This is a genomic window from Acidovorax sp. ACV02, from assembly GCF_014851475.1.
Taxonomy (GTDB): Bacteria; Pseudomonadota; Gammaproteobacteria; order Burkholderiales; family Burkholderiaceae_C; genus Acidovorax; species Acidovorax delafieldii.
This window is the reverse complement of sequence record NZ_JACUZU010000008.1, coordinates 81963-101231: the sequence shown is the minus strand read 5'-3', so window position 1 is coordinate 101231 and position 19269 is coordinate 81963. Positions and strand designations below refer to the sequence as shown.

Annotated in this window: 18 protein-coding genes; 4 read left to right on the top strand and 14 right to left on the bottom strand. The window is 67.9% G+C overall.

Annotated elements, in window-relative coordinates; all coding sequences use genetic code 11:
• Positions 1 to 966 carry a serine aminopeptidase domain-containing protein gene (locus tag IB236_RS19455; RefSeq protein WP_192421929.1) on the top strand — a complete coding sequence of 322 codons (966 nt, stop codon included), beginning with the start codon at positions 1 to 3 and terminating at the stop codon, positions 964 to 966.
• Positions 967 to 1179: 213 nt separating this feature from the next.
• On the top strand, positions 1180 to 1746 hold the full coding sequence (locus IB236_RS19450; RefSeq protein WP_192421865.1) for an ATP-binding protein: 567 nt from the start codon (positions 1180 to 1182) through the stop codon (positions 1744 to 1746).
• A gap of 78 nt (positions 1747 to 1824) precedes the next feature.
• Here IB236_RS19450 and IB236_RS19445 read toward each other — a convergent pair whose 3' ends face one another.
• Genes IB236_RS19445 through IB236_RS19435 form a run of 3 tightly spaced genes read right to left on the bottom strand, consistent with a single transcriptional unit; the run spans position 1825 to position 3730 of the window.
• Positions 1825 to 2481 carry a DsbA family protein gene (locus tag IB236_RS19445; RefSeq protein WP_192421864.1) on the bottom strand — a complete coding sequence of 219 codons (657 nt, stop codon included), beginning with the start codon at positions 2479 to 2481 and terminating at the stop codon, positions 1825 to 1827.
• A 3-nt stretch (positions 2482 to 2484) separates the two neighbouring features.
• Positions 2485 to 2814 carry a hypothetical protein gene (locus IB236_RS19440; RefSeq protein WP_238990862.1) on the bottom strand — a complete coding sequence of 110 codons (330 nt, stop codon included), beginning with the start codon at positions 2812 to 2814 and terminating at the stop codon, positions 2485 to 2487.
• Positions 2815 to 2863: 49 nt separating this feature from the next.
• Entirely contained in the window at positions 2864 to 3730 is an 867-nt protein-coding gene (locus IB236_RS19435) for an MBL fold metallo-hydrolase (RefSeq protein WP_056746539.1), read from the bottom strand.
• A 124-nt stretch (positions 3731 to 3854) separates the two neighbouring features.
• On the opposite strand from IB236_RS19435, the gene IB236_RS19430 reads away from it, so the two are divergent.
• Positions 3855 to 4748: a LysR family transcriptional regulator gene (locus tag IB236_RS19430; RefSeq protein ID WP_056746543.1), complete on the top strand. Its 894-nt coding sequence runs from the start codon at positions 3855 to 3857 to the stop codon at positions 4746 to 4748.
• Between the two features lie 169 nt (positions 4749 to 4917).
• Here the strand turns inward: IB236_RS19430 and IB236_RS19425 are convergent, their stop codons facing one another.
• The 4 genes from IB236_RS19425 to IB236_RS19410 form a co-directional block, all read right to left on the bottom strand.
• Entirely contained in the window at positions 4918 to 7038 is a 2121-nt protein-coding gene (locus IB236_RS19425) for an alpha/beta hydrolase domain-containing protein (RefSeq protein ID WP_192421863.1), read from the bottom strand.
• A gap of 198 nt (positions 7039 to 7236) precedes the next feature.
• Positions 7237 to 8229 (bottom strand): tripartite tricarboxylate transporter substrate binding protein, encoded by a 993-nt coding sequence (locus IB236_RS19420; RefSeq protein WP_056746547.1) that lies wholly within the window; start codon positions 8227 to 8229, stop codon positions 7237 to 7239.
• Positions 8230 to 8271: 42 nt separating this feature from the next.
• Positions 8272 to 8643: a hypothetical protein gene (locus IB236_RS19415; RefSeq protein WP_192421862.1), complete on the bottom strand. Its 372-nt coding sequence runs from the start codon at positions 8641 to 8643 to the stop codon at positions 8272 to 8274.
• Between the two features lie 11 nt (positions 8644 to 8654).
• Complete coding sequence (locus tag IB236_RS19410; RefSeq protein ID WP_192421861.1) at positions 8655 to 10019, bottom strand: acyclic terpene utilization AtuA family protein; 1365 nt, start codon at positions 10017 to 10019, stop codon at positions 8655 to 8657.
• Between the two features lie 106 nt (positions 10020 to 10125).
• Between IB236_RS19410 and IB236_RS19405 the strand changes: the two genes are divergently transcribed.
• Complete coding sequence (locus IB236_RS19405; RefSeq protein ID WP_056746553.1) at positions 10126 to 11019, top strand: LysR family transcriptional regulator; 894 nt, start codon at positions 10126 to 10128, stop codon at positions 11017 to 11019.
• Positions 11020 to 11134: 115 nt separating this feature from the next.
• Here the strand turns inward: IB236_RS19405 and IB236_RS19400 are convergent, their stop codons facing one another.
• From IB236_RS19400 to IB236_RS19370, 7 genes are all read right to left on the bottom strand, one after another.
• Positions 11135 to 13351, bottom strand: coding sequence for an ATP-binding protein (locus IB236_RS19400; RefSeq protein WP_192421860.1), 2217 nt, complete (start codon positions 13349 to 13351; stop codon positions 11135 to 11137).
• The gene (locus tag IB236_RS19395) at positions 13336 to 14571 is read right to left on the bottom strand and encodes a hypothetical protein (RefSeq protein ID WP_192421859.1); all 1236 of its coding nucleotides are present in this window, start codon (positions 14569 to 14571) and stop codon (positions 13336 to 13338) included. Before IB236_RS19395 ends, IB236_RS19400 begins: the two co-directional genes overlap by 16 nt.
• A 127-nt stretch (positions 14572 to 14698) precedes the next feature.
• Complete coding sequence (locus IB236_RS19390) at positions 14699 to 15160, bottom strand: hypothetical protein (RefSeq protein WP_056746559.1); 462 nt, start codon at positions 15158 to 15160, stop codon at positions 14699 to 14701.
• 23 nt (positions 15161 to 15183) lie between these two features.
• Positions 15184 to 16038 (bottom strand): hypothetical protein, encoded by an 855-nt coding sequence (locus tag IB236_RS19385; RefSeq protein ID WP_056746561.1) that lies wholly within the window; start codon positions 16036 to 16038, stop codon positions 15184 to 15186.
• 174 nt (positions 16039 to 16212) lie between these two features.
• Positions 16213 to 16878, bottom strand: a complete 666-nt coding sequence (leuD, locus tag IB236_RS19380) for a 3-isopropylmalate dehydratase small subunit (protein WP_056746563.1) — start codon at positions 16876 to 16878, stop codon at positions 16213 to 16215.
• Positions 16875 to 18293 carry a 3-isopropylmalate dehydratase large subunit gene (leuC, locus tag IB236_RS19375; RefSeq protein WP_192421858.1) on the bottom strand — a complete coding sequence of 473 codons (1419 nt, stop codon included), beginning with the start codon at positions 18291 to 18293 and terminating at the stop codon, positions 16875 to 16877. Before leuC ends, leuD begins: the two co-directional genes overlap by 4 nt.
• A 33-nt stretch (positions 18294 to 18326) precedes the next feature.
• Entirely contained in the window at positions 18327 to 19238 is a 912-nt protein-coding gene (locus IB236_RS19370) for an alpha/beta fold hydrolase (RefSeq protein WP_192421857.1), read from the bottom strand.
• Positions 19239 to 19269 lie beyond the last annotated feature (31 nt).

The window sequence follows — 19269 nt, the reverse complement described above, 5'->3', positions numbered from 1 at the left end:
ATGCGCTGGCTATTGGCCGCAGCGCTTGGCTGCGCTGCCACCGTGGCCCAGGCTGCAGGCTTTGCCTTCATCGAGGTGCCTGCGGACAAGGACGGCCCCGCGCTACGCGGTGCGGTGTGGTCGCCCTGCAGCATGCCACCGGGTCGCATTGACCTGGCGCCGCTGGTGCTGCAAGGCACGCGCGACTGCCCCGTTGCCGGGCAAGGCCTGCCGCTGGTGGTGGTGTCGCATGGCGCGGGCGGATCGGCCCTGGGGCACCACGATACGGCGGCTGCGTTGGCCGATGCGGGCTATGTGGTCGCCGCCATCAACCACCCGGGCGACAACTTTCAGGACATGAGCCGCCAGGGCCACCTGTCGGCCTTTGCCACGCGGCCGGTGGACATGCGGCGGCTGGCGGACTACATGCTGGGCACATGGCCCCAGCGCGCGCAGCTGGACGCGGACAAAGTGGGCTTTTTCGGCTATTCGCGCGGCGGCTACACGGGGCTGGTAGCCATCGGTGCCAAGCCAGACTGGACGCTGCGCCCGGACCTGTGCCCGCCGCTGTCCATGCGCCCCTTGTGCGGCGAGATTCGGCGCAATGAGATCCCCGCCACGCCCGCACCGGACCCACGCATCCGGGCGGCGGTCATCGTGGACCCGTTGAGCGTGTTTGATGCCAAGGGGCTGGGGCAGGTCAGCACGCCAGTGCAGCTGTGGGCCTCAGCGCTGGGTGGTGATGGCGTCACGCCCCAGAGCGTAGAGGTGGTGCGCAATGGCTTGCCCCGCGCACCCGAATGGCAGGTGGGCGCCCACGCAAGGCACTATGCCTTCCTGGCGCCCTGCTCGCCCGCGCTGGCAGAAGTGGCGCCCGATATCTGCCGCGATGCGCCGGGGTTTGACCGGGCTGCATTTCACCAAGGGTTCAATGCGCAGGTGGTGGCGTTCTTTCAGCGGCACATCGCTGTAGCCAAAGCGCCCTGAGCGCGGCTCGGCATTCTTCGGGGCCCCAACGCCCCTGGGTTGACCCAACCTCCGTCAGCCGCCTACACTGCCCCACTTGCTTCTTGATCTTTGGATCGGAAGCGAGCCGCACAGCCCTCCACCGCCGTTGAGGGCTTTTCTTTTTGGTCCATCGCATTGAAGGCTCTCCCTGCTTGCAGAGAGGGCTTTTTGCATTTCTGGAGCCTTTATCTCATGCACACCGCTTCAACCCACACCACCCACGCAACCGTTGCAGGCACCGCCCCCCGCATCCACCTGGTCATCGGGCCCGTGGGTGCGGGCAAGTCCACCTTTGTGCGCCAGCTGGTGCAGCAGCAAAGCGCCGTGCCGCTGAACCTGGACGACTGGATGGCCACACTGTTTTCGGCCGACCGGCCCCATGCGGCGGACGCCATGGCCTGGTATGTGCCCCGCACGCTGCGTTGCTTGGCGCAGATCTGGAAGACGGCCGAGGCCGTGCTGCACGCGGGTGGTGATGTGGTACTGGAGGTGGGCCTGATCCAGCAGCACCAGCGCGATGCGTTTTACGCCCGCATGGGGCCATGGGCCGATGCCATGGTGGTGTATGTCCTGGACGCCCCGCGCGAGGTGCGGCGCGCGCGTGTGTTGCGGCGCAACGCTGAACAGGGCGCAACGTTTTCGATGGTGGTGCCGCCGCACATCTTTGAGCTGGCCAGTGACCTGTGGCAGCCACCGGACGAAGTGGAGTGCGCGAACCACACCGTGGTGTGGGTGCCCGTGGCGGACCACGGGGCTTGAGGACATGGCGCAGGCCTGGCTGCAATTTGCAGTGCGGGCAACGGTGCAGCCCGGGCCGCACCGTCCCAGCCGCGCCGCTCAGGCCTGGGCCACCTGCTGCAGCAATGTGTCGAAGTTGCCGTGCAGGGCCTGGCTGCCCAGCACACGGCGGCGGCCGGTGGCGGCGTCGCCCACCGCCAGTTGCGGCACGCCTTGCGCACCCAGGGCTTGCATGTCGGCCCGGGCGGCGGCCACGCGCTGCAGCATGGCGGCGCGCAGGGCATCGGTGGGCTCGCGCACCAACTCTGCGGCTGCATACAGGCCCAGGGTGCTCAGCACGTCGGCCAGCACGGTGGGCGCCGTGGTGTCGCGGCCGTCCACATACCGTGCGCGTTGGAAGGCGTGCAGTGCCTCCAGCTCGCGCGCGGGCTCGGTCTGCGCCACGGCGGTGAGGGCCAGCGTGGCAGGGCCCGAGTCAAAACGCCCGGCCGGCTGGCCCAGCACTTGCTCGCGATAGGCCTGGCTGAACGGCTGGCCGGTGAGCTGCGCGATGCGCTGGTCGTTGGACCAGGCGTAGGCGGCAAATTGCGCGTCCATGGGCCGGGCGCCTGCGCCTGCAAACAAGCCCGTGGGCGCCAGCACCACCTGCACGCCGGGCGTGGCTTGCAAGCGGGCCAGCACGGGTGCGGCGGCGTAGCACCAGCCGCACAGGGGGTCGAACAGGTACGTCACAGTGACGGTGGGCGTGGAGGGCATGGATCAGGGTCTCTCTTCAGAATCTTCAGGATCAGGCGGTGTGGCGGCGGCCGGTGCCGCTGCGGGTGCAGCCTGGGCAAGCTGGGTAAGGTGTGCGGCCAGTGCGGCCTCAAACGCTGCGATTTCTTCGGCCAGCGTGCCCCGGCTGCGGAAATGGCGGGCGGCGCGGTCGTACCAGTTTTCGGCGTCTTCCAGGTCGCCCTCTTGCAGGTGCAGGATGCCGTGAAGCCACGCGCCGAGCATGGAGCCGTCGTGCTGCACCAGATCGTGCGCTGCGTTCCAGCGCCCGGCGTGCAGGTGCTGCAGGACTTGTTGGAGCGGGTGCGTGGTCACGGTCTGGTTCCTTTCAACAACTTGCTTTGACAGCTTTCAGCACGTCATCTCACCACTTCATCTCGCCCTTGTTCACCTTGGCGCCGATGTCCAGCGACAGGCCCATGGGCGCTGCGGGGTAGGCCTTCTTCATCGCGTCGATGAGTTCGGCGCTGGTCTTGGTGGCGGCGGCGTTCTTCTCAAACGCTTGCAGGTAGCCCTTGGTGTAGCTGATGTTGGCGGCATCCAGCGCGCCACCGGCGGGCATGTGGCCGGGCACCACCACGGTGGGCTGCAGGGCGGCCATTTCGTCGAGCTGGGCCACCCAGGCGCTGCGCTCGGCCACCGTTTGCGTGTCGGCCGTCCACACATGGGTGTTGGTGCCAAACACACCGATGGTGCCCACCACGGTCTTGATGGACGGAATCCACGCATAAGGGCGGTGCGCCAGCAGGCCGGTGGTGCCGCGGATCTCCACGGTCTGGCCGTCCACGCTCAGCGTGTTGCCAGCAATCGCCTTGGGCAGCACGGGCGTGCGCGGTGCGTTGGCGCCCATCTTGGGGCCCCAGAAGGCGAGCTTGCCAGCCAGCTTGGCGTTGATCTTCTCCAGCACGGCGGGCGTGGTCACCACGTCGGCCTTGGGGAAGATTTCTTTCAGCGTCTCGACGCCAAAGTAATAGTCGGGGTCGGCCTGGCTCACGTAGATGGTCTTCAGCTCTTTGCCCGTGTCGAGCACGTTGGCGGCAATGCGCAGCGCGTCGGCACGGGTAAAGCCGGCGTCGATGACCATGGCTTCCTTCTCGCCATAGACCAGCGTGGAGTTGACGTTGAAGCTGTTGCCGTCGGCGTTGTAGACCTTGACCTGCAGCGGCTGGGCGGCGTGGGCGCCGGTGAAGGCAACGGCGAGGGTGGCGGCGATGAGGGTGGTGCGGAACATGGTGGTTTCTCCGGTGTGTTGAGCGGTGGTGCAGATGACGGAATGAAGTTTATTTGCACCAATCGATCCAATAAACCCGATAATTCGCGCATATTTGTTTCACCAATCGATCAAATAACCCCTTATGGACCGCCTGACCGCCATGCATGTGTTTGCCGAAGTCGCCACCAGCGGCAGCTTCAGCGCCACGGCCGACAAACTGGAGATGTCGCGGGCCATGGTCACGCGCTATGTGGGCGAGATGGAGCAGTGGCTGCAGGCCCGCCTGCTGCAGCGCACCACCCGCAGCGTGACGCTGACCGATGCGGGCGAACACGCGCTGCGCCGCTGCCAGCAGATGCTGGCGCTGTCGCAAGACCTGGAAGAAGAAACCGCCACCACCACCGAGGGCGCATTGCGCGGACAGCTGCGGCTGACCTGCAGCGTGTCGTTTGCGTTTGCGCAGATGGGCGCGGCGATTGCGGACTTTCTGGCACAACACCCGCAGCTCAAGATCGACCTGGACGCGAGCGAAGGCTCGCTCAACCTGGTGGAAAAGCGCATCGACCTGGCCATCCGCATCAGCGCCGAGCCCGACCCGTTGCTCATCGGCCGGCCACTGGCCCGCTGCGATTCAGCCCTGGTGGCATCGCCCGCCTACCTGGCCGCGCACGGTGTGCCGCAGCAACCTGCCGACCTGGGGCAGCACCGGTGCCTGAGCTACGCCAACTTTGGCAAAAGCGTGTGGCAGCTGACGCGCGGCGAGGTGGTGGAGCGTGTAGGCGTGAGCGGCCATTTCAGCGCCAACGAGGCCACCACGCTGATGCGCGCCGCGCTGGCGGGCGGCGGCATTGCGATGCAGCCGACGTATCTGGTCAACCCGTATCTGCACAGCGGCGAGCTGCAGGCCGTGTTGCCGGGCTGGGACTTGCCGGTGATGACGATCTATGCGCTGTACCCGTCGCGCCGTCACTTGTCGCCTGCGGTGCGCGCGTTGCTGGATTTTTTGGTGGCCCGGTTTGCGGGGGTACCGTGGTGAGGGCGGCAGAACGGCCAGAAAACGCTACGCTTTTGATAGCTGCTCAGGCATATTCCTCTAGCGCATCCGGTCACTTTGGCTAAAAAAACGCCCCCAACCCTCGTGCGAGAGGGTTTGGGGGCCTGCAGGGGACAGCACGGCACGGGGCCGTGCGGGTCGTCACGTCACCTCAGGGCAGCACGGCAGCGGCCTTGGCGCGCGCAATCTGCAGGTCCGCATCGCGCGGCAGCAGCAGGCGCTGTGCCACCAGGTCGTTGGCGGCCTGCGTCACCGCAGCAACGTAGCCCTCCTGCGTGCCATACAGCTCCTCCAGCGACGGCCGTGCATCGCCCGCCGCCAGCCGCGCGGCGCGCGTCTTGTGGAAGGGGATGAAGCTGCCCGTGAGGTTGGCCACGTCGGTGATGCCGGGCGTGGCCACGTAGTTGAACTCGATGCTGGTGCCCAGCGGCGCACGCGCCTCCACGCTGCGAATGCCCGCACGCGTGAGGCCCGTGGAGGCATCGACCTGCGGCACCAGGATCGCGTAGTCGCGGCCCAGGTTGCGCGGTGGCAGCACGGTGGCAATGCCAGCCTCGTCCTGCGGGATGTACTGCGGGCCAAAGTCGAACAGCGGGAAGTTGTTGTACAGGCCCCGGTAGATGAAGTCCGGGATGGGTGTCTGCACGCCGCCCACCGCCCAGGTCAGCCCCTTCATGGCCGGGAAGGCCAGCGCGTCGGGCCGCACCAGCGTGCCGTCGGCCAGCTTGGGCACCTGGCTGGCGGGTGGCAACGTGCCGCGCACCACCCAGTCTTCGAGGTTCAGGAACAGCGCGCGGAAGGTGTCGTTGAACTGCACCACCGTGCCCGTGGGGTACGTGGCGCGCGTGGGTGCATAGGCAATGCTGGCGGTGCCCCCTGCCCCGCCGTGCTGGGTGCTGGAGTAGTAGTAGATGCGGGCGTTGTCGGGCTGCGCCAGGTCCTTGGTGCCGTTGGCGTCGGTCAGCACGGGAGAGCCCTGCAGCTGCCAGAACTCCGTGCCCGACAGGCCCAGGAAGAACTTGGGGCAGGTGTTGGTGGCGGCGCAGCGCTTCATCACGCCGCCCTGGCGGCCGCTGATGTCGTCCTGGTAGTCCTTGTCCAGCCCGCGCGGTGCGGTCTGGCCGAAGGCGGTGTGGTCGGTGCGCAAGCCGCCGCCGCCGCCGGGCACGGCAAAGCGGGTGTTGATGTTGGTCTGGCGCGCCGCCACGTGGGCGTACATGCCGTCGAAAACCTTGCCACCATCCAGCGCCTGGTTGAAGCCCAGGTGCAGAAAGGTCTTCATGGCGTTGCCCGACTGCGAGGTGCCCTGCCCCAGCGTGTGTGTGATGCGGCCTGCGAGCGGGTTGGGGGTGCCGGTGGAATCGGCCGCCTTGCTGCGGAAGAAGCTCACCGTGTCGCGCAGCGCAGCCAAGCCCACGCCCATCACCTTGGGGTCTTTGGCGACATAGACCAGCTCGTACAGATAGGCCGGGTCAAACCCGCCCTTGAGGCACACGCTGGTGGGGCTGGGCGTGCCGGGGAAGGCGTTGGTGCCCGTGTCACAGGTGGCGAACTTCCAGTCGCTGGCGGGCACAGGCACGCGCGCATCCGTCTCGTTGGCACGGCGGGTGAGCGAGTAGCCGGACTGGGTGTTGTCCAGGCTGGCGGGTTCGTACGGAATCATGGTGCCGTTGAACACGCCGCCGGGCAGCGTCATTGCGGGGCTGGCGGCCGTGGGCACCAACTCGGCGCGGTAGGGGCCGGTGATGCTGCTGCCGTCCTTGTTTTTGGCCACGGGCACCGTCACCGTCAGGCGCGCGGCGGTGCTCTTGGGCACATCGCCCTGCCAGGCCGAATACAGCATCACATAGCCGCGCTCCAGGTACACCGCATCGCTGGGCGTGGCCGTGGGGTTGAGCATGGTGAGGATGTTGCCGCGATTGGGCGCGTCGTAGCGCAGCACGCCGCTGGCCTTGGCCATGTTCTTGGGCTTGAGCATGACGAAGTCGGCCTGGTACTCGACCATGCCGTTGGCGTTGGTGGGCGCCAGGGCCAGGTCCTGGATGACGGCGTTCTTGGGGTCCTTGGGGTCCACCTCGCCGCTGATGGTGCCGGTCACGCGCTCGTACTCACCCACGTCGCCATAGGTGCCGGGGAAGGCTTCGGTGGCGGTGATGGCCAGCTTGAGCGCGGGGCCCTTGGGCGCATCGTTGCTGGAGCCCCCGCAGGCCGTGATGGCGGCTGCAGCGGCGGCCGTGAGCGCGAGTTTTCCGAATGCACGAAGAGGTTTCATGGTGTCTGTCTCCTTGGATGGATGGTGGTGCGGGCCGCTTGGGCGGCTCTGGAACAAAAACGGCAGCGTCTGTTGCGCCGCGCGCGGGCAAGGCTTCGCCCAGACCTGCCAGCAAAGGCAGGCTGAGAGAAGCAAAAACGGGAATGAAACGGCCCGGTGGATGGGCCTGGCTGGTGAGCCGGTGGATGGGCCGGTGGCTTATTCGGCCTCGATACCTGCGGCCTTGATCACCTTGCCCCACTTCTGGGTTTCGGCGGCCTGGAACTTGGCGAGTTCATCGGGGGTGGTGGTCCAGGCTTCGGAGCCCGCGTTCTCGAAGAAGCTCTTGGCCGCTGCGCTCTTGGTGGCGGCCGTGAGCAGCTCGTTCAGGCGCGCCACCACCGGCGCGGGCGTGCCCGCTGGCACGTAGGCCGCAAACCAGTAGCCCATGTCGTAGCCCTTCACACCGGCTTCGTCGATGGTGGGCACGTCGGGCAGCTGGGTGCTGCGCTTTTGCGTGGAGTAGCCCAGCGCACGCAGCTTGCCCGCCTTGACCTGTGGCACGCCGGTGGAGGTGTCGGTGATCATCAGATCGATCTGCCCGCCCAGCAGGTCGGTGATGGCCAGCGGGTTGCTCTTGTAGGGCACGTGCAGGATGTCCACGGCCGCCAGCTGCTTGAGCATTTCGCCCGCCATGCGGCTCGATGAGCTGCCGCTGCCAAAGCTGAGCTTGCCGGGGTTCTTCTTGGCAAAGGCCAGCAGCTCGCCCACGTTTTTGTACGGTGCGCTGGCGTTGACCACCAGCACCTGCCCGCCCTTGCCCAGGCCGGTGACGGGGGCGAAGTCCTTCACCGGGTCGTAGGAGAGCTTTTTGTACAGGTGCTCGTTGGCGGCGTGTGTGGTGTTGGTGGTGATGAGCACGCTGTAGCCATCGGCCGCCGACTTGGCCACGGCCGACGCGGCGATCATGCCGCTGGCGCCCGCCTTGTTGTCGATGACCACGGGCTGCTTGGTGTCGTTGGTGATGGACTGGCCCAGCGCGCGCGCCAGCTGGTCGGTGGCGCTGCCTGCGGCAAAGGGCACGACAAAGGTGATGGCCTTGGCCGGGTAGGCACCGGCCGCCTGGGCGAGCGCAGCGGGGGCGTGCAATGCACCGAGCGCCAGCAAGGCGGCAGTGGCGAGCAGAGCGCGGCGGGGGGATGAATGGGTCATGTTGTCTCCTGGTGTTGGTATGGATAGAAAAGAAAAACGGTGCTACACGGAAGGGCCGCCAAAGTGCGTTGCCAGGTGCGCGGGCACGGTGACGGGCATATCGAGCAGCAGGTAGCTCAGTGCCTTGCCGTGGCTGTCGAGGTTGAGCGAGTCGTTCACGCCGCCGTCGAGCACGTCGTCCAGCACGAGGTTCATGGCCTGCAGCTGGGGCAGCAGGTAGCGCGTGACCTGGCGCGGGCGGCGCTGCGCAAACTGCTGTGCCACGGCGGCCTCGGTGACCTTATCGACCAGCACATCCCACAGCGTGGGATGCCAGGCGATGACGCTGATGTTGGAGCGGTTGCCTTTGTCGCCGGTGCGGCTGTGGGCTAGGCGATACAAGGGAACAGTGACGGTAAGGTTTGTAGTGGGCATGGCTTGAGTCCTCAATCCACCATCTCGAAATAAACGGACACGGCCTCACGCGGCACCAGGCACGAGACGGTACCCAGGCGCGGCCGCATCGCCGTGCGCACGCCGCCACCGCCTGCGGGGCCGCAGGTGTAGAGCGCGGTCACTTCGCGCACCAGGCGCTGGGCGATGGCGTGGTCGCGGTGCTGCAGGGCCACGCGCAGGCGCACATCGCGGGCTTCATCGTTGCTGCAGGCGGGTGCATCCAGCCAGCGGCTGGTGTCGTCGCCAAAGATGCTGGTCACGCCAATCAGGTCGATGCGCAGCGGGCCCAGGCCATGCAGGCGCTCGCGCAGCACCTCGCCCGCCAGGCGGGCACGGGCCTCTGCGCGCGGGCCGGCGTAGGAGATTTCGCCCTCAGCAAACCAGCCCGATTCAAAACACACGTTGACCTTGAGCGTGGCGGGCCGCGCGTGGCCCTGCACGCCCTCCAGCCGCACCGCGTCAGCGCCCACCGTGGTCACGCGGGCGGTGGTGATGTCGGCCACCACATCGGGCGTGAGGTACGCCGCCGGGTCGTGCAGCTCGTACAGCAGCTGTTCCTTCACCGTGCGGTCGGTGATGCAGCCGCCCGTGCCCGGGGGCTTGGTGATGGTGCAGTGGCCGTCGGCGTCGATCTCGGCAATGGGGTAGCCCAGGTGCGCCAGGCCCGCCACCTCCTTATAGCCAGGGTCGGCAAAGTAGCCGCCTGTAACCTGCGCGCCGCATTCCAGCAGATGCCCGGCCATGGTGGCACGCGCCAGCCGGTCCCAGTCGTCCAATGCCCATCCGTAGTGCGCCAGCGCGGGGCCCAGCACCAGCGACGGGTCGGCCACACGGCCGCAGACCACGATGTCGGCGCCTGCGCGCAGCGCATCGGCAATGGCCTGCGCGCCGATGTAGGCGTTGGCGCTGACGATGGGCTCGGTGGGCATCGCGCTGCCCAGCGCCCCCTGCAGCAGCGCGCGGTGTTCGGGGCCGCTCAGGTCGTCGCCCTGCAGCACGGCAATGCGCGGGCGGGCCAGGCCCAGCTCGGCCGCCAGCGCGTGGATGCGACGCGCGGCACCGTGCGGGTTGGCCGCGCCAAAGTTGCTGACGATGCGCACGCCGTGCGCCAGGCACTGCGCCAGCACGGGGCGCAGCAGGTCCACCAGCAGGGGTTCATAACCTGCATCGGGGTCAGTGCGGCGCGCGAGCTGGGCCAGCGCCAGCGTGCGCTCGGCCAGCGTCTCGAAGATGAGCACCGCAGGCTGGCCGCTGGCGATGAGCGCCTGCACCACGGGCAGGGCCGCGTCGGTGCGGTCGCCCGAGAAGCCGGCGGCGCAGCCCACCAGCAGGTTGGTTTTTTGGTCGTTCGGCATGAATCCGTTGTCTCCTGACCGTGAATGTAGGAACATGGCTGTATTCTGTGAAATCGATTGTTACGATGAATCCATCTGAAAACCAGATGAATCACACCCACCCCGCATGAGCGCCCCCCACCTCTCCAGCCGCCAGCTCGATGCCTTCCTCGCGCTGGCCGAGCAGCGCAGCTTCACGCGCGCCGCCACGTTGTGCCATTTGTCGCAGCCCGCGTTCAGCGCCCTCATCCGCGCGCTGGAGGACGACCTGGGCCTGCGCCTGTTCGACCGCAGCACGCGGCATGTGGACCTCACGCCCGAGGGGCAGAACTTTCTGGAGTCGGCCCGCCGCATCCGCACCGAAATCACCAGCGCCCTGGCCGCCGTGCGCAGTGCCGCCACACTGCAGCGCGGGCGTGTGGCCGTGGCGCTGCTGCCGTCACTGGCCGCAGGCTGGCTGCCGGGCGTGCTGGCGCAGTACCGCACCGCTCACCCAGGCATCGAGATCGACATTGCCGATGTGCTGTCCGAGCCCTGCATCGACCGCGTGGCCAGCGGCCATGCCGACTTTGCACTGGCCGCCATCCGCGCCGACACGCCCGCGCTGCAAGCCGAGCCGTTTTGCAGCGACAACTTCTATCTGGTGTGCCCAGCCGACCACCCGCTGGCGCGCAGGCGCAAGGCCATCACCGCGCAGGACCTGGCCGCCTGGCCCTTCATCCACCTGGCGCGCACCAGCAGCGTGCGCCAGTACCTGGAGGCCGCCCTGCACCCGCAGGCCATGCACACGCTGATGGAGGTGGAGCAGCTCGCCACCGTGATGGGCATGGTGCGCGCGGGGCTGGGCATCAGCGTGGTGCCGGCGCTCACGCTGTTCCACTTTGACCAGCCGGGGCTGGTCACGCGGCCGCTGTCGCTGCCGGGGCTGACGCGGCAGATCTACCTGGTGCGGCGACGGGACGAGAGCCTGTCGGTGGCGGCGCAGGCGCTGTATGCGCTGGTGATGGCGCAGCGGCCTTGAGGCGGCCTGCCATCTGCTATCTATTCAATAGCTGCCAGGGCATATTGAATAAGCGCTTATCGGTCATCCGGCTCAAATTTTTGCAGCGATGGCGCCGCAGCACTCCATGCGCTGCTCAATCCGGATCACGGTCGCGCGCCAGCACCGCCAGCTCCTGGTGCAGCAGCAGTTCCACCTCCGCCGGTTCAAACTGGTCCTGCAGCAGCGGGATAGCAAAGCGGTATTCGCCGCCCTCGTGTTTGCGCAGCACATAGGCCAGCTGCAGGCGTGCCAGTGACTGGCGCAGGGCCTGCGCGTCGCCTGCGATGCCGTGGCTTTGCAGCAGCTGGGCCAGGGTGACCAGGCTGGACTGGCCCGCCTGGGCCGTGTGGTAGACCACGATGCGGTCCAGGCGGCAGGCGGCTTCGTCGTGGCTCAGGCGGCCCCAGCCGGCCAGTGCGTCCTGCACGGCCTGCGAGGCCAGGGCCTGGTCGAGATGGCGCTTTTCGATCACGCGTTCGCCGGGCAACAGCGCCTCCAGGCATTCCTGGCACAGGATGGCGACCAGGTTGGCGCGCTGGCCGCTGGCGTCTACCAGGCGGTTCACCAGGTGCTCGTTGTCAAAACCCAGCCGCAGCTTGCGCAGTGGCTCGGTGGCCAGTTCGCGGCAGGCATCGCGCTCCAGGCCGCCGATGGTCAGCACCTCGCCAAAGTTGCGCAGCGGGCTCTGGTAGTCCAGCACGGCGGTGGCGTACAGGTCCCAGAAGCCCGCGAGCATGAACCAGCAGCGGCCCTCTTCGCTGAGCGCGCGCAGGGTGGACAGTTGCACGTAGCCGTTGGCCGATTCGTCACGGAAGAACAGGTCGGCCTCGTCGATGAGCAGCACCAGGCGCTTGCCCTGGTACTGCGCCTGCAGGTGGTCCACGATGGCTTCGAGCGGTGTGTCGGCGGGCAGGCCAAACTGCAACGCCATGCGTGGCGCCAGGCGGTGGTCGCGCAGCGAGACGTAGTGACACACAGTGTGCGGGTGGCCCGCCATGCGGCGCTGCACGGCCTTGAGCAGGCTGCTTTTGCCCAGCTGGCGCCCACCCACCACCAGGTAGTTGGCGGGCTCGCGGTTGATGACGCGGGCCAGCAGTTGCGCACGGCCGAAGAAGGCGCCTTCGCGCGTGACACCGCCGCGCGTCTGGTAGGGCGAGATGCGGGTGATGCGCAGCTGCGCGGCCAGCAGGCGCAGCAGCACTTGCAGGGCGTCGCCACCAATCAGCCATTCGGTCTGGCTGGCGCTGTCGGCCATCACATGCAGGTTGGCGCGGTCTTGTGCGTGGGCGTGCAGCAGCGGCCAGGGGGTGTCCACGCTGTGCTCGCTCAGGATCAACAGCACATCGCTGCCGGTCTGCACGGCGCGCAGCTGGCGCAGCACGGTGGCTTCGTCGATGCCGTGCGTGGGCACAAAGACCAGGCAACGGTCCAGCGACACGGGCAGGTCGGGCGGGAACGACCACTCAAACACCGCACCGGGCAGCGCCCAGTCGGTGCTGGGCTGGCAGCGGGCGGACACGCGTTCGGCCAGCGCGCGGGCCAGGGCCGGGGGGCGCTCGCTGCCCGTGGCCTGGGCGCAGGCCACCGCGCGGCGCCAGTCCACCAGGCGAATGTCGGCGGCCTGCAGCGTGGGTTCCAGCCGCCGCAGCCAGCGCAGCAGCCGGTCGATGTGCGGCAGTCGCGCCAGCGGCGTGCGGCGCAGGCGCGCAGGGCGCAGCTGGCCCGCACCGATGAGCGGGTGGCGCACCACCCACAGCACGGCCCCCACCCCAAAGATCACTGCGCACCATGCAATCAGCGAGCGCATCCAGCCGAAGGGGTCGGCGTCCGGCACCGGCTTGGCGGGCTCGAAATCGTCGGTGCTGCCTTGCTGGCAGTTGATGGGCAGGTAGCCCTGCGGGATGGGCGGGTTGCCGGGGCGGCAGGTCCAGGTGTGGGTGCCGGGCTGCAGCTCCACCACCACCTGCGTGCCCGCCAGCTTGCCAAATTCGGGGTTGTGGGCAATGTCGGCCTGCAGCACATTGGGGCGCGGGGAAGTAACGCGCAGCTGCGGGTTGGCAATGGGCGGCGCGTACTTCTGAATGTCCGTGGGCCAGGCATCCAGCTCGTAGCGGGCGTTGACCATCGCCACACGCCACTGCACAAGCTCGCCCCACAGCGGCCCCACATTCATCGCCGCCATGAACCTGCCCCGCGTGGCCGGGTTGTGCTGGGGCGTGAACACGGCGCTGGCCACAAACAGCGTGACCAGCGCAATGACCACGGCGCGCACCACGGGCCGGGACAGCCAGGGCGTCAGTCGGCCGAGCATGAATCCAGCACCATCCAGCCGGCCTCGCGCACCGTGGGGCTGCGCCAGTGCAGCCGCGCTGCGTCCCCCACGCCGCGCGCAAGTATGAGGTTGCCCCAGAACAGGCTGCGCAGGTCGTCGTCCTGCAGGTAGGGCCGTGCGCGGCCGAGGTCGTCCGCGCCCAGCAACTGCTGCAGGCGCGCCCGGCTGGCTGGCACCTGCGCCAGCGGCAGAAACGTTTGCCACAGGCGCGGGCTGCTGGCCAGGTGGGTGCGCAAGGCGCTGAAGGCGGGCTGGCCTTCGTGCAGGCTGGCACCCGCGCCGGGGTGGTCCACCAGCCATTGCAGGCCTTCTTCAAACAACGCGGGATGGCCGCCGCTCAGGGCCTGCAGTGCAGCCACCACCGGCTCGGACCAGGGCTGCTCGGGCCAGCGGTGGCGGGCCAGTTGCAGCAGGTCGGCAAGCGACGGGTCGGGCCAGTGGTGGACCTGGGCGATGTTGAGCAGCGACAGGTCGCCACTGCGGTACTTGAGGTCGGCCAGCGCCTGCCCTCCGCACAGCAGCAGGTGCAGGCGGCCGCTGTGCATTTCGCTCAGGCTGCGCAAAATGCCCGCCAGGGTTTCGCGCAGCGCGGGCGTGCCCTGCTCGAATCGGCTGACCAGGCAGAAGATGCGCTCGCCCGCCAGCAGGCGGCGCTCCAGCGCGGATTCAAACTCGTAGTCCGACGCCACATCGCCCAGCCCGCATTGGCGGCCGATGGCCGCGAAGTATTCGGCAGGCACCGTGCTCACGCTGTAGGGCGGCTGGATGTGCAGCACCGAGCCTTCGCCGTATTGCGCGCGGGCGCGCTGCAGCAGCTCGTGCCGGAACGGCGGCTGCCCCCAGTGCGCGGGCGACAACAGCAGCGAGATGGGGTATGGCACCGCCTGGGCCAGTTGCGCAAACACCTTGTCCTGGAACGCGGCAAACGGCTGCGCACCGGTGGATTCGGCCTGCAGGGGAAATTCTGGCGCAAACCCTGCGGCGCTGAGCAGGCGGTTGGCCTCACTCTCCGTCAGGCGCAGGTACCGGGTGCAGGCCACCAGCTTGTCGCGCGAGCGCGGGTTGGGCACCGAGATGCCGTTGCGCCAGTTGTTGACGGCCTCACGGCTCAGGCCAATTTCGGTGGCCACGCCGGAGGCGCTGGCGCGGATGCGGCGCATGTAGACCGACAGAAGATCGGCAAAGGAATCGGGGGACATGGAGTTGTGGACTAACGAAGGCGGGTACACCGAGCCAAAACCAAGGGCTGCGAAAAACATGGGGATGGTGGGCAGGCATTGTCAGCCTTGCCAGACCACCGCCATCCCACTGCGCACTGCGGATGCACTACGCCAGGCGCTGCACCATGGGCCAGGCCTTGTAGCTGGCGAGGCCACAGGCCGTGAGTACCGGGCTGTACAGCACAATGGCGCCGACCACCGACATCAGCCAGCCGGGCTCCTCGTACTCTTCAGCCTCGGCTGTCGCGCCCTCCTTCAAGGGCTCCTTGCTGCGCCCCTCTTCTTGGCCCTCGCCCGAATCGCCGGTCATCTCCTGCACCAGCATCACGGCCACCACCAGCAGCGAGACGGCCAGCAGCGCCAGGTAGCCGTATTGCAGCGCGGGCTGCGTGAGCGGGTAGAAGTAGCCCGCCAGCAGAGCGGCCGGGGCCAGAAAGAACACGTGCATCATGAGCCGATACCAGGGAATGCCGTCCGTCGGCCTTTCCAGCGCCCCCATGACCATGCGGTAGGTCAGCGCCCCCAGCACAAAGATCACCCCACCCCACCATTCAATTTGCGTCAGCATGTTGTTGTTCTCCTGAGATGCTTTTACTGCGCTGCCACCACCGTGGCGGGGCCATCGTCGCCAGGCGGGGCGGCGTCATCGTCTCCGTCGTCCCCGCGCAGCGCCTTGTGTTCGGTGGCCATGTAGTACAGCGGCAGCGCCACGGCCAGCACCAGCCCCAGGCACATCCACAGCCAGAAGCCCTTGAACAGCAGCACGGTGACCACCGTGAAGACCACTGCGTGCACCAGCCCCTTGAGCCCGGCGCGCAACAGCAGCACGGCCATCAGGCCCTGCACGGGCGACTTGCCGCCTTTGCCCATCGCCTTCGCCATCTCGACAAACGCTTCGGCCGCCTCCTGGGCCTCGAGCTTGCGCTTTTCTTCCTGCTGGCGCAGCTTGGCCACGGCCAGCGGCTTGGCCGGGTCTTTGGAACAGGCGTAGCGGTCTTCGGCCTCCCCGTCCTGCCCTTCGCCGTCCTGCTGCGCGGGCTCCACCACAGCGCGCCACTGCGGGTTGGCGTCCATGAACACCCGGCGGGACACCCACTGGCCCCGGTCAAAGTGCATGCGTTCGGTTTCACCGACCTGGTCGTAGAACACCTCCAGCACCGAAGCCCGCAGGCCGTGGGCAAACAGGGTCTCCAACGCGCGCAGCGGCAGGTCGTCGTGCGTGCCGGTGTCGAACCGCAGCGTGAGGTGACCGGGTTCGGCGACCGCCTCCTGGTTGAACCATTGGGCATCCCACAGCGCATCGAGATCGGCGCCGCCGAGCTTGTCGGCCCAGCGCCGTGCCTGCTCGGTGTTGCCCGTGGCAAGGTACTGGTAGACCAACTGGCCCATCTTGAGCTTGATCGGATCTTCGAAGAAGAGGTGCAGGGTATGGGTGTTTTGCGACATGGCTCTGGGGATGGGGTGGGTCCGTGTGAAAGTGCACGAATTGTTACCGCCCGATCAGGACCTGTCCCTCGCGACGTTGTCCACCCCCCACACCCTGTGCACTGGACAGGATGTCAACCGCCCACACCACCCAAGCCGCCCACGCCGCCCGCAGGTACGGCGCACCGGGCGCGCTCAGCCCTGTGTGCGCTGGGCCTGTAGGCGCGCCCGCGTGCGCAGCGCCACGTCCTTCACCCAGGGTTGGGCAGCCCAGTGGCGCTGGGCAAAGGCCTGTATCTGATCGGCATACGCCAGCGATGCGCCGATCACATCTTGTCCCTGCAGGAACATGCTCTGGTGCCGGTCGGACAGCACAAACTGCGCGCTGTGCCCCGCGCTGCGCACCATGCGCTGCTGCACATCGATGGTAATTGCCAGGGGGCCCTGCACCTGCGCAGCCTGCGCCTTGAAGGCCTGCACATCCGCCTCGGAAACCATGGCCAGCAGCAGGCGGTTGTTGAGCGCATTGGAGTAGAAGATTTCGCCAAAGCTCGACGCCACCACGGCCCTGAAGCCGTACTGCTGCATGCCCCACACCGCGTGCTCGCGGCTGGAGCCGCAGCCATAGTTGGAGCCCGCGATGAGCACATCCACACCCTGGAAAGCCGCCTGGTTGAGGACGAAATCCGGGCGTGGCAATCCTTCCCCGTCAAACCGCAGGTCGTAAAACAGACCGGGAGCCAGGCCCGACTTGTCGATGCCGCGCAAGAACTGCTTGGGCATGATCTGGTCGGTGTCGAGGTTGGCAATGTCGAGCAGGGCCGCCTGGCCGTGCACGATAGTGTGGTGATCGGCGCTCATGCTGGCACCTCCAGGGTACGGACGTCGGTGATGCAACCGGTGACGGCGGCTGCTGCAGCCATGGCCGGGCTCACCAGGTGGGTGATGGCGCCCCGGCCCTGGCGGCCTTCGAAATTGCGGTTGGTGGTGGATGCGCAGCGCTGGCCGGGGGCGAGCACGTCGTCGTTCATGGCCAGGCACATGGAGCAGCCGGGCTGGCGCCACTCAAAGCCTGCAGCCACCAGGCGCTCGGCAATGCCCTCCGCCTCGGCCTGGGCCTTCACTGCGCCGGAGCCGGGCACCACCATGGCGCGCACGCCGTGGGCCACGTGGCGGCTGCCCACAATGCGGTCCACCTCGCGCAGGTCTTCGATGCGCGCATTGGTGCAGGAGCCGATGAAAACATGCTGCACGGGCACACCCTGCAAGGACTGTCCGGCGACGAGCCCGGTGTAGCGCAGCGCTTGCTCGGCGCTGCTGCGCTGCACGGCATCGGCCAGTTCTTCGGGACGGGGAACCGTGGCGTTGATGGCCATGGCCTGGTCGGGGCTGGTGCCCCAGGTGACGAACGGGGCGACGTCAGCCGCGTCAAACACATGTTCCGCATCGAATGCAGCGCCCTCATCACTGTGCAGGGTGGCCCAGTGCGCCAGTGCCTGCGCGCGCACGTCGCGCGCAATGTCGGGGGCCTTGGCCAGCACGTAGTCAATGGCGGTGGCGTCGGGTGCGATCAGTGCGCCGCGCGCTCCCGCCTCCACGGCCATGTTGCACAGCGTGAAGCGCGCCTCCACCGACAGCGCGCCAATGGCGCTGCCGCAGAACTCCACCACATAGCCGCGTGCGCCCTGCGCACCGATGCGGCTGATGACCATGAGGATCAGGTCCTTGGCCGTGGTGCCAGTGGGCAGCACGCCGTCCACGCGGATGCGCATGTCTTTGGCCAGGCGGTAGACCAGCGTCTGGGTGGCCAGCACATGCTCGACCTCCGAGGTTCCGATGCCAAAACCCAAGGCACCCAGTGCCCCGTAGGTGGTGGTGTGGCTGTCGCCGCAGATGATGACCATGCCCGGGCGCACCATGCCGTGTTCGGGCGCGATCACGTGCTCGATGCCCTGCAACGGGTCGTTGGTGTCGAACAGTGGGATGCCGTGGCGGTCGCAGTTGGCCTTGAGGTTGGTGGCCTGCAGGGCCGAGGGCGGGTCCTGGATGGTGCGCCAGCGCACCGGGTGCGTGGGGATGATGTGGCTCACCACCGCCACGTTCTGCCCCGGCACGGGCACGCCGCGCCCGGCCTCGTGCAGGCCAGCGAAGGCCTGGGGGCTGGTGTATTCGTTCATCAGGTGCAGGTCGCAGAACAGCAGAACGTTCTGTTCGTCCAGAACGGCCACGGTGTGCGATGCCACCAGCTTCTGGTAGAGCGTTGAGGGAGTGGTCATGGTCAGCGTCGGGGGTTGTCGTTGGGTGCGGCCTTACCGGTCGGCCAGCAGGAAGGGCAGCGCCGCGTCGAGCAGCGCATCAGGGGCCTCCTCGGCGATGTAGTGGCCGCAAGGCAGTGCATGGCCGCGCACGTCGGCCGCCACGCGCTGCCACTCGGCCAGGGGCTGGAAGCACTGGTGCACCACGCCCTGCTCGCCCCACAGCGCCAGCAAGGGCATGGGCAACTGGCGGCCCGCATCGCGGTCGGCACGGTCGTGCACCAGGTCGATGCCCGCAGAGGCGCGGTAGTCCTCGCAGATGCCATGGGCCGTGCCGGGCAATGCCAGGCAGCGCACGTACTCGGCCAATGCCCGCGCATCGAACGGGGCCAGACCCGCACTGCGCCGACCCATCACGTCGCGCACATAGGCTGCGGGGTCGGCCTCGATCAGGCGTTCGGGCAGCGGCGCGGGCTGGATCAGGAAGAACCAGTGCCAGTAGGCGCGGGCGAAGGCATTGCTGGTTTGCTCGTACATGGCCAAGGTGGGCGCTATGTCCAGCAGCACCATGCGCTGCACGGCCGCCGGGTGGTCGGCCGCCAGGCGGTGCGCCACGCGGGCGCCCCTGTCGTGGGCCAGCACGGTGAAGCGCGGGTGGCCCAGGTGGTGCATCACAGCCAGCATGTCGGCGGCCATGGTGCGTTTGCTGTAGAGCAGGTGCTCCGCGTCGCCCTCGGGCTTCGCCGAATCGCCATACCCGCGCAGGTCCGCCAGTACCAGCGTGAAATGCTGCGCCAGCTTTGGCGCCACCTTGTGCCAGATGGCCGAGGTCTGCGGGTGCCCGTGCAGCAGCAGCAAGGCAGGGCCTGTGCCGCCCACCAGCGTGTGGATGTGCTGGCCGTCGGGCGTGGGCACGCGGCGGGCGGTGAAGCCGGGGAAAAGCGGGGTCGTCGTGGTCGTGGTCATGGGTGTCGGTGGGTAGTGCAGCGCAGGCGTG

Coding starts and splice junctions, on each gene's coding strand:
- IB236_RS19455 (WP_192421929.1), top strand. CDS start 1: ATGCGCTGGCTATTGGCCGCAGCGCTTGGCTGCGCTGCCACCGTGGCC.
- IB236_RS19450 (WP_192421865.1), top strand. CDS start 1,180: ATGCACACCGCTTCAACCCACACCACCCACGCAACCGTTGCAGGCACC.
- IB236_RS19445 (WP_192421864.1), bottom strand. CDS start 2,481: ATGCCCTCCACGCCCACCGTCACTGTGACGTACCTGTTCGACCCCCTG.
- IB236_RS19435 (WP_056746539.1), bottom strand. CDS start 3,730: ATGTTCCGCACCACCCTCATCGCCGCCACCCTCGCCGTTGCCTTCACC.
- IB236_RS19430 (WP_056746543.1), top strand. CDS start 3,855: ATGGACCGCCTGACCGCCATGCATGTGTTTGCCGAAGTCGCCACCAGC.
- IB236_RS19425 (WP_192421863.1), bottom strand. CDS start 7,038: ATGAAACCTCTTCGTGCATTCGGAAAACTCGCGCTCACGGCCGCCGCT.
- IB236_RS19420 (WP_056746547.1), bottom strand. CDS start 8,229: ATGACCCATTCATCCCCCCGCCGCGCTCTGCTCGCCACTGCCGCCTTG.
- IB236_RS19415 (WP_192421862.1), bottom strand. CDS start 8,643: ATGCCCACTACAAACCTTACCGTCACTGTTCCCTTGTATCGCCTAGCC.
- IB236_RS19410 (WP_192421861.1), bottom strand. CDS start 10,019: ATGCCGAACGACCAAAAAACCAACCTGCTGGTGGGCTGCGCCGCCGGC.
- IB236_RS19405 (WP_056746553.1), top strand. CDS start 10,126: ATGAGCGCCCCCCACCTCTCCAGCCGCCAGCTCGATGCCTTCCTCGCG.
- IB236_RS19400 (WP_192421860.1), bottom strand. CDS start 13,351: ATGCTCGGCCGACTGACGCCCTGGCTGTCCCGGCCCGTGGTGCGCGCC.
- IB236_RS19395 (WP_192421859.1), bottom strand. CDS start 14,571: ATGTCCCCCGATTCCTTTGCCGATCTTCTGTCGGTCTACATGCGCCGC.
- IB236_RS19390 (WP_056746559.1), bottom strand. CDS start 15,160: ATGCTGACGCAAATTGAATGGTGGGGTGGGGTGATCTTTGTGCTGGGG.
- IB236_RS19385 (WP_056746561.1), bottom strand. CDS start 16,038: ATGTCGCAAAACACCCATACCCTGCACCTCTTCTTCGAAGATCCGATC.
- leuD (WP_056746563.1), bottom strand. CDS start 16,878: ATGAGCGCCGATCACCACACTATCGTGCACGGCCAGGCGGCCCTGCTC.
- leuC (WP_192421858.1), bottom strand. CDS start 18,293: ATGACCACTCCCTCAACGCTCTACCAGAAGCTGGTGGCATCGCACACC.
- IB236_RS19370 (WP_192421857.1), bottom strand. CDS start 19,238: ATGACCACGACCACGACGACCCCGCTTTTCCCCGGCTTCACCGCCCGC.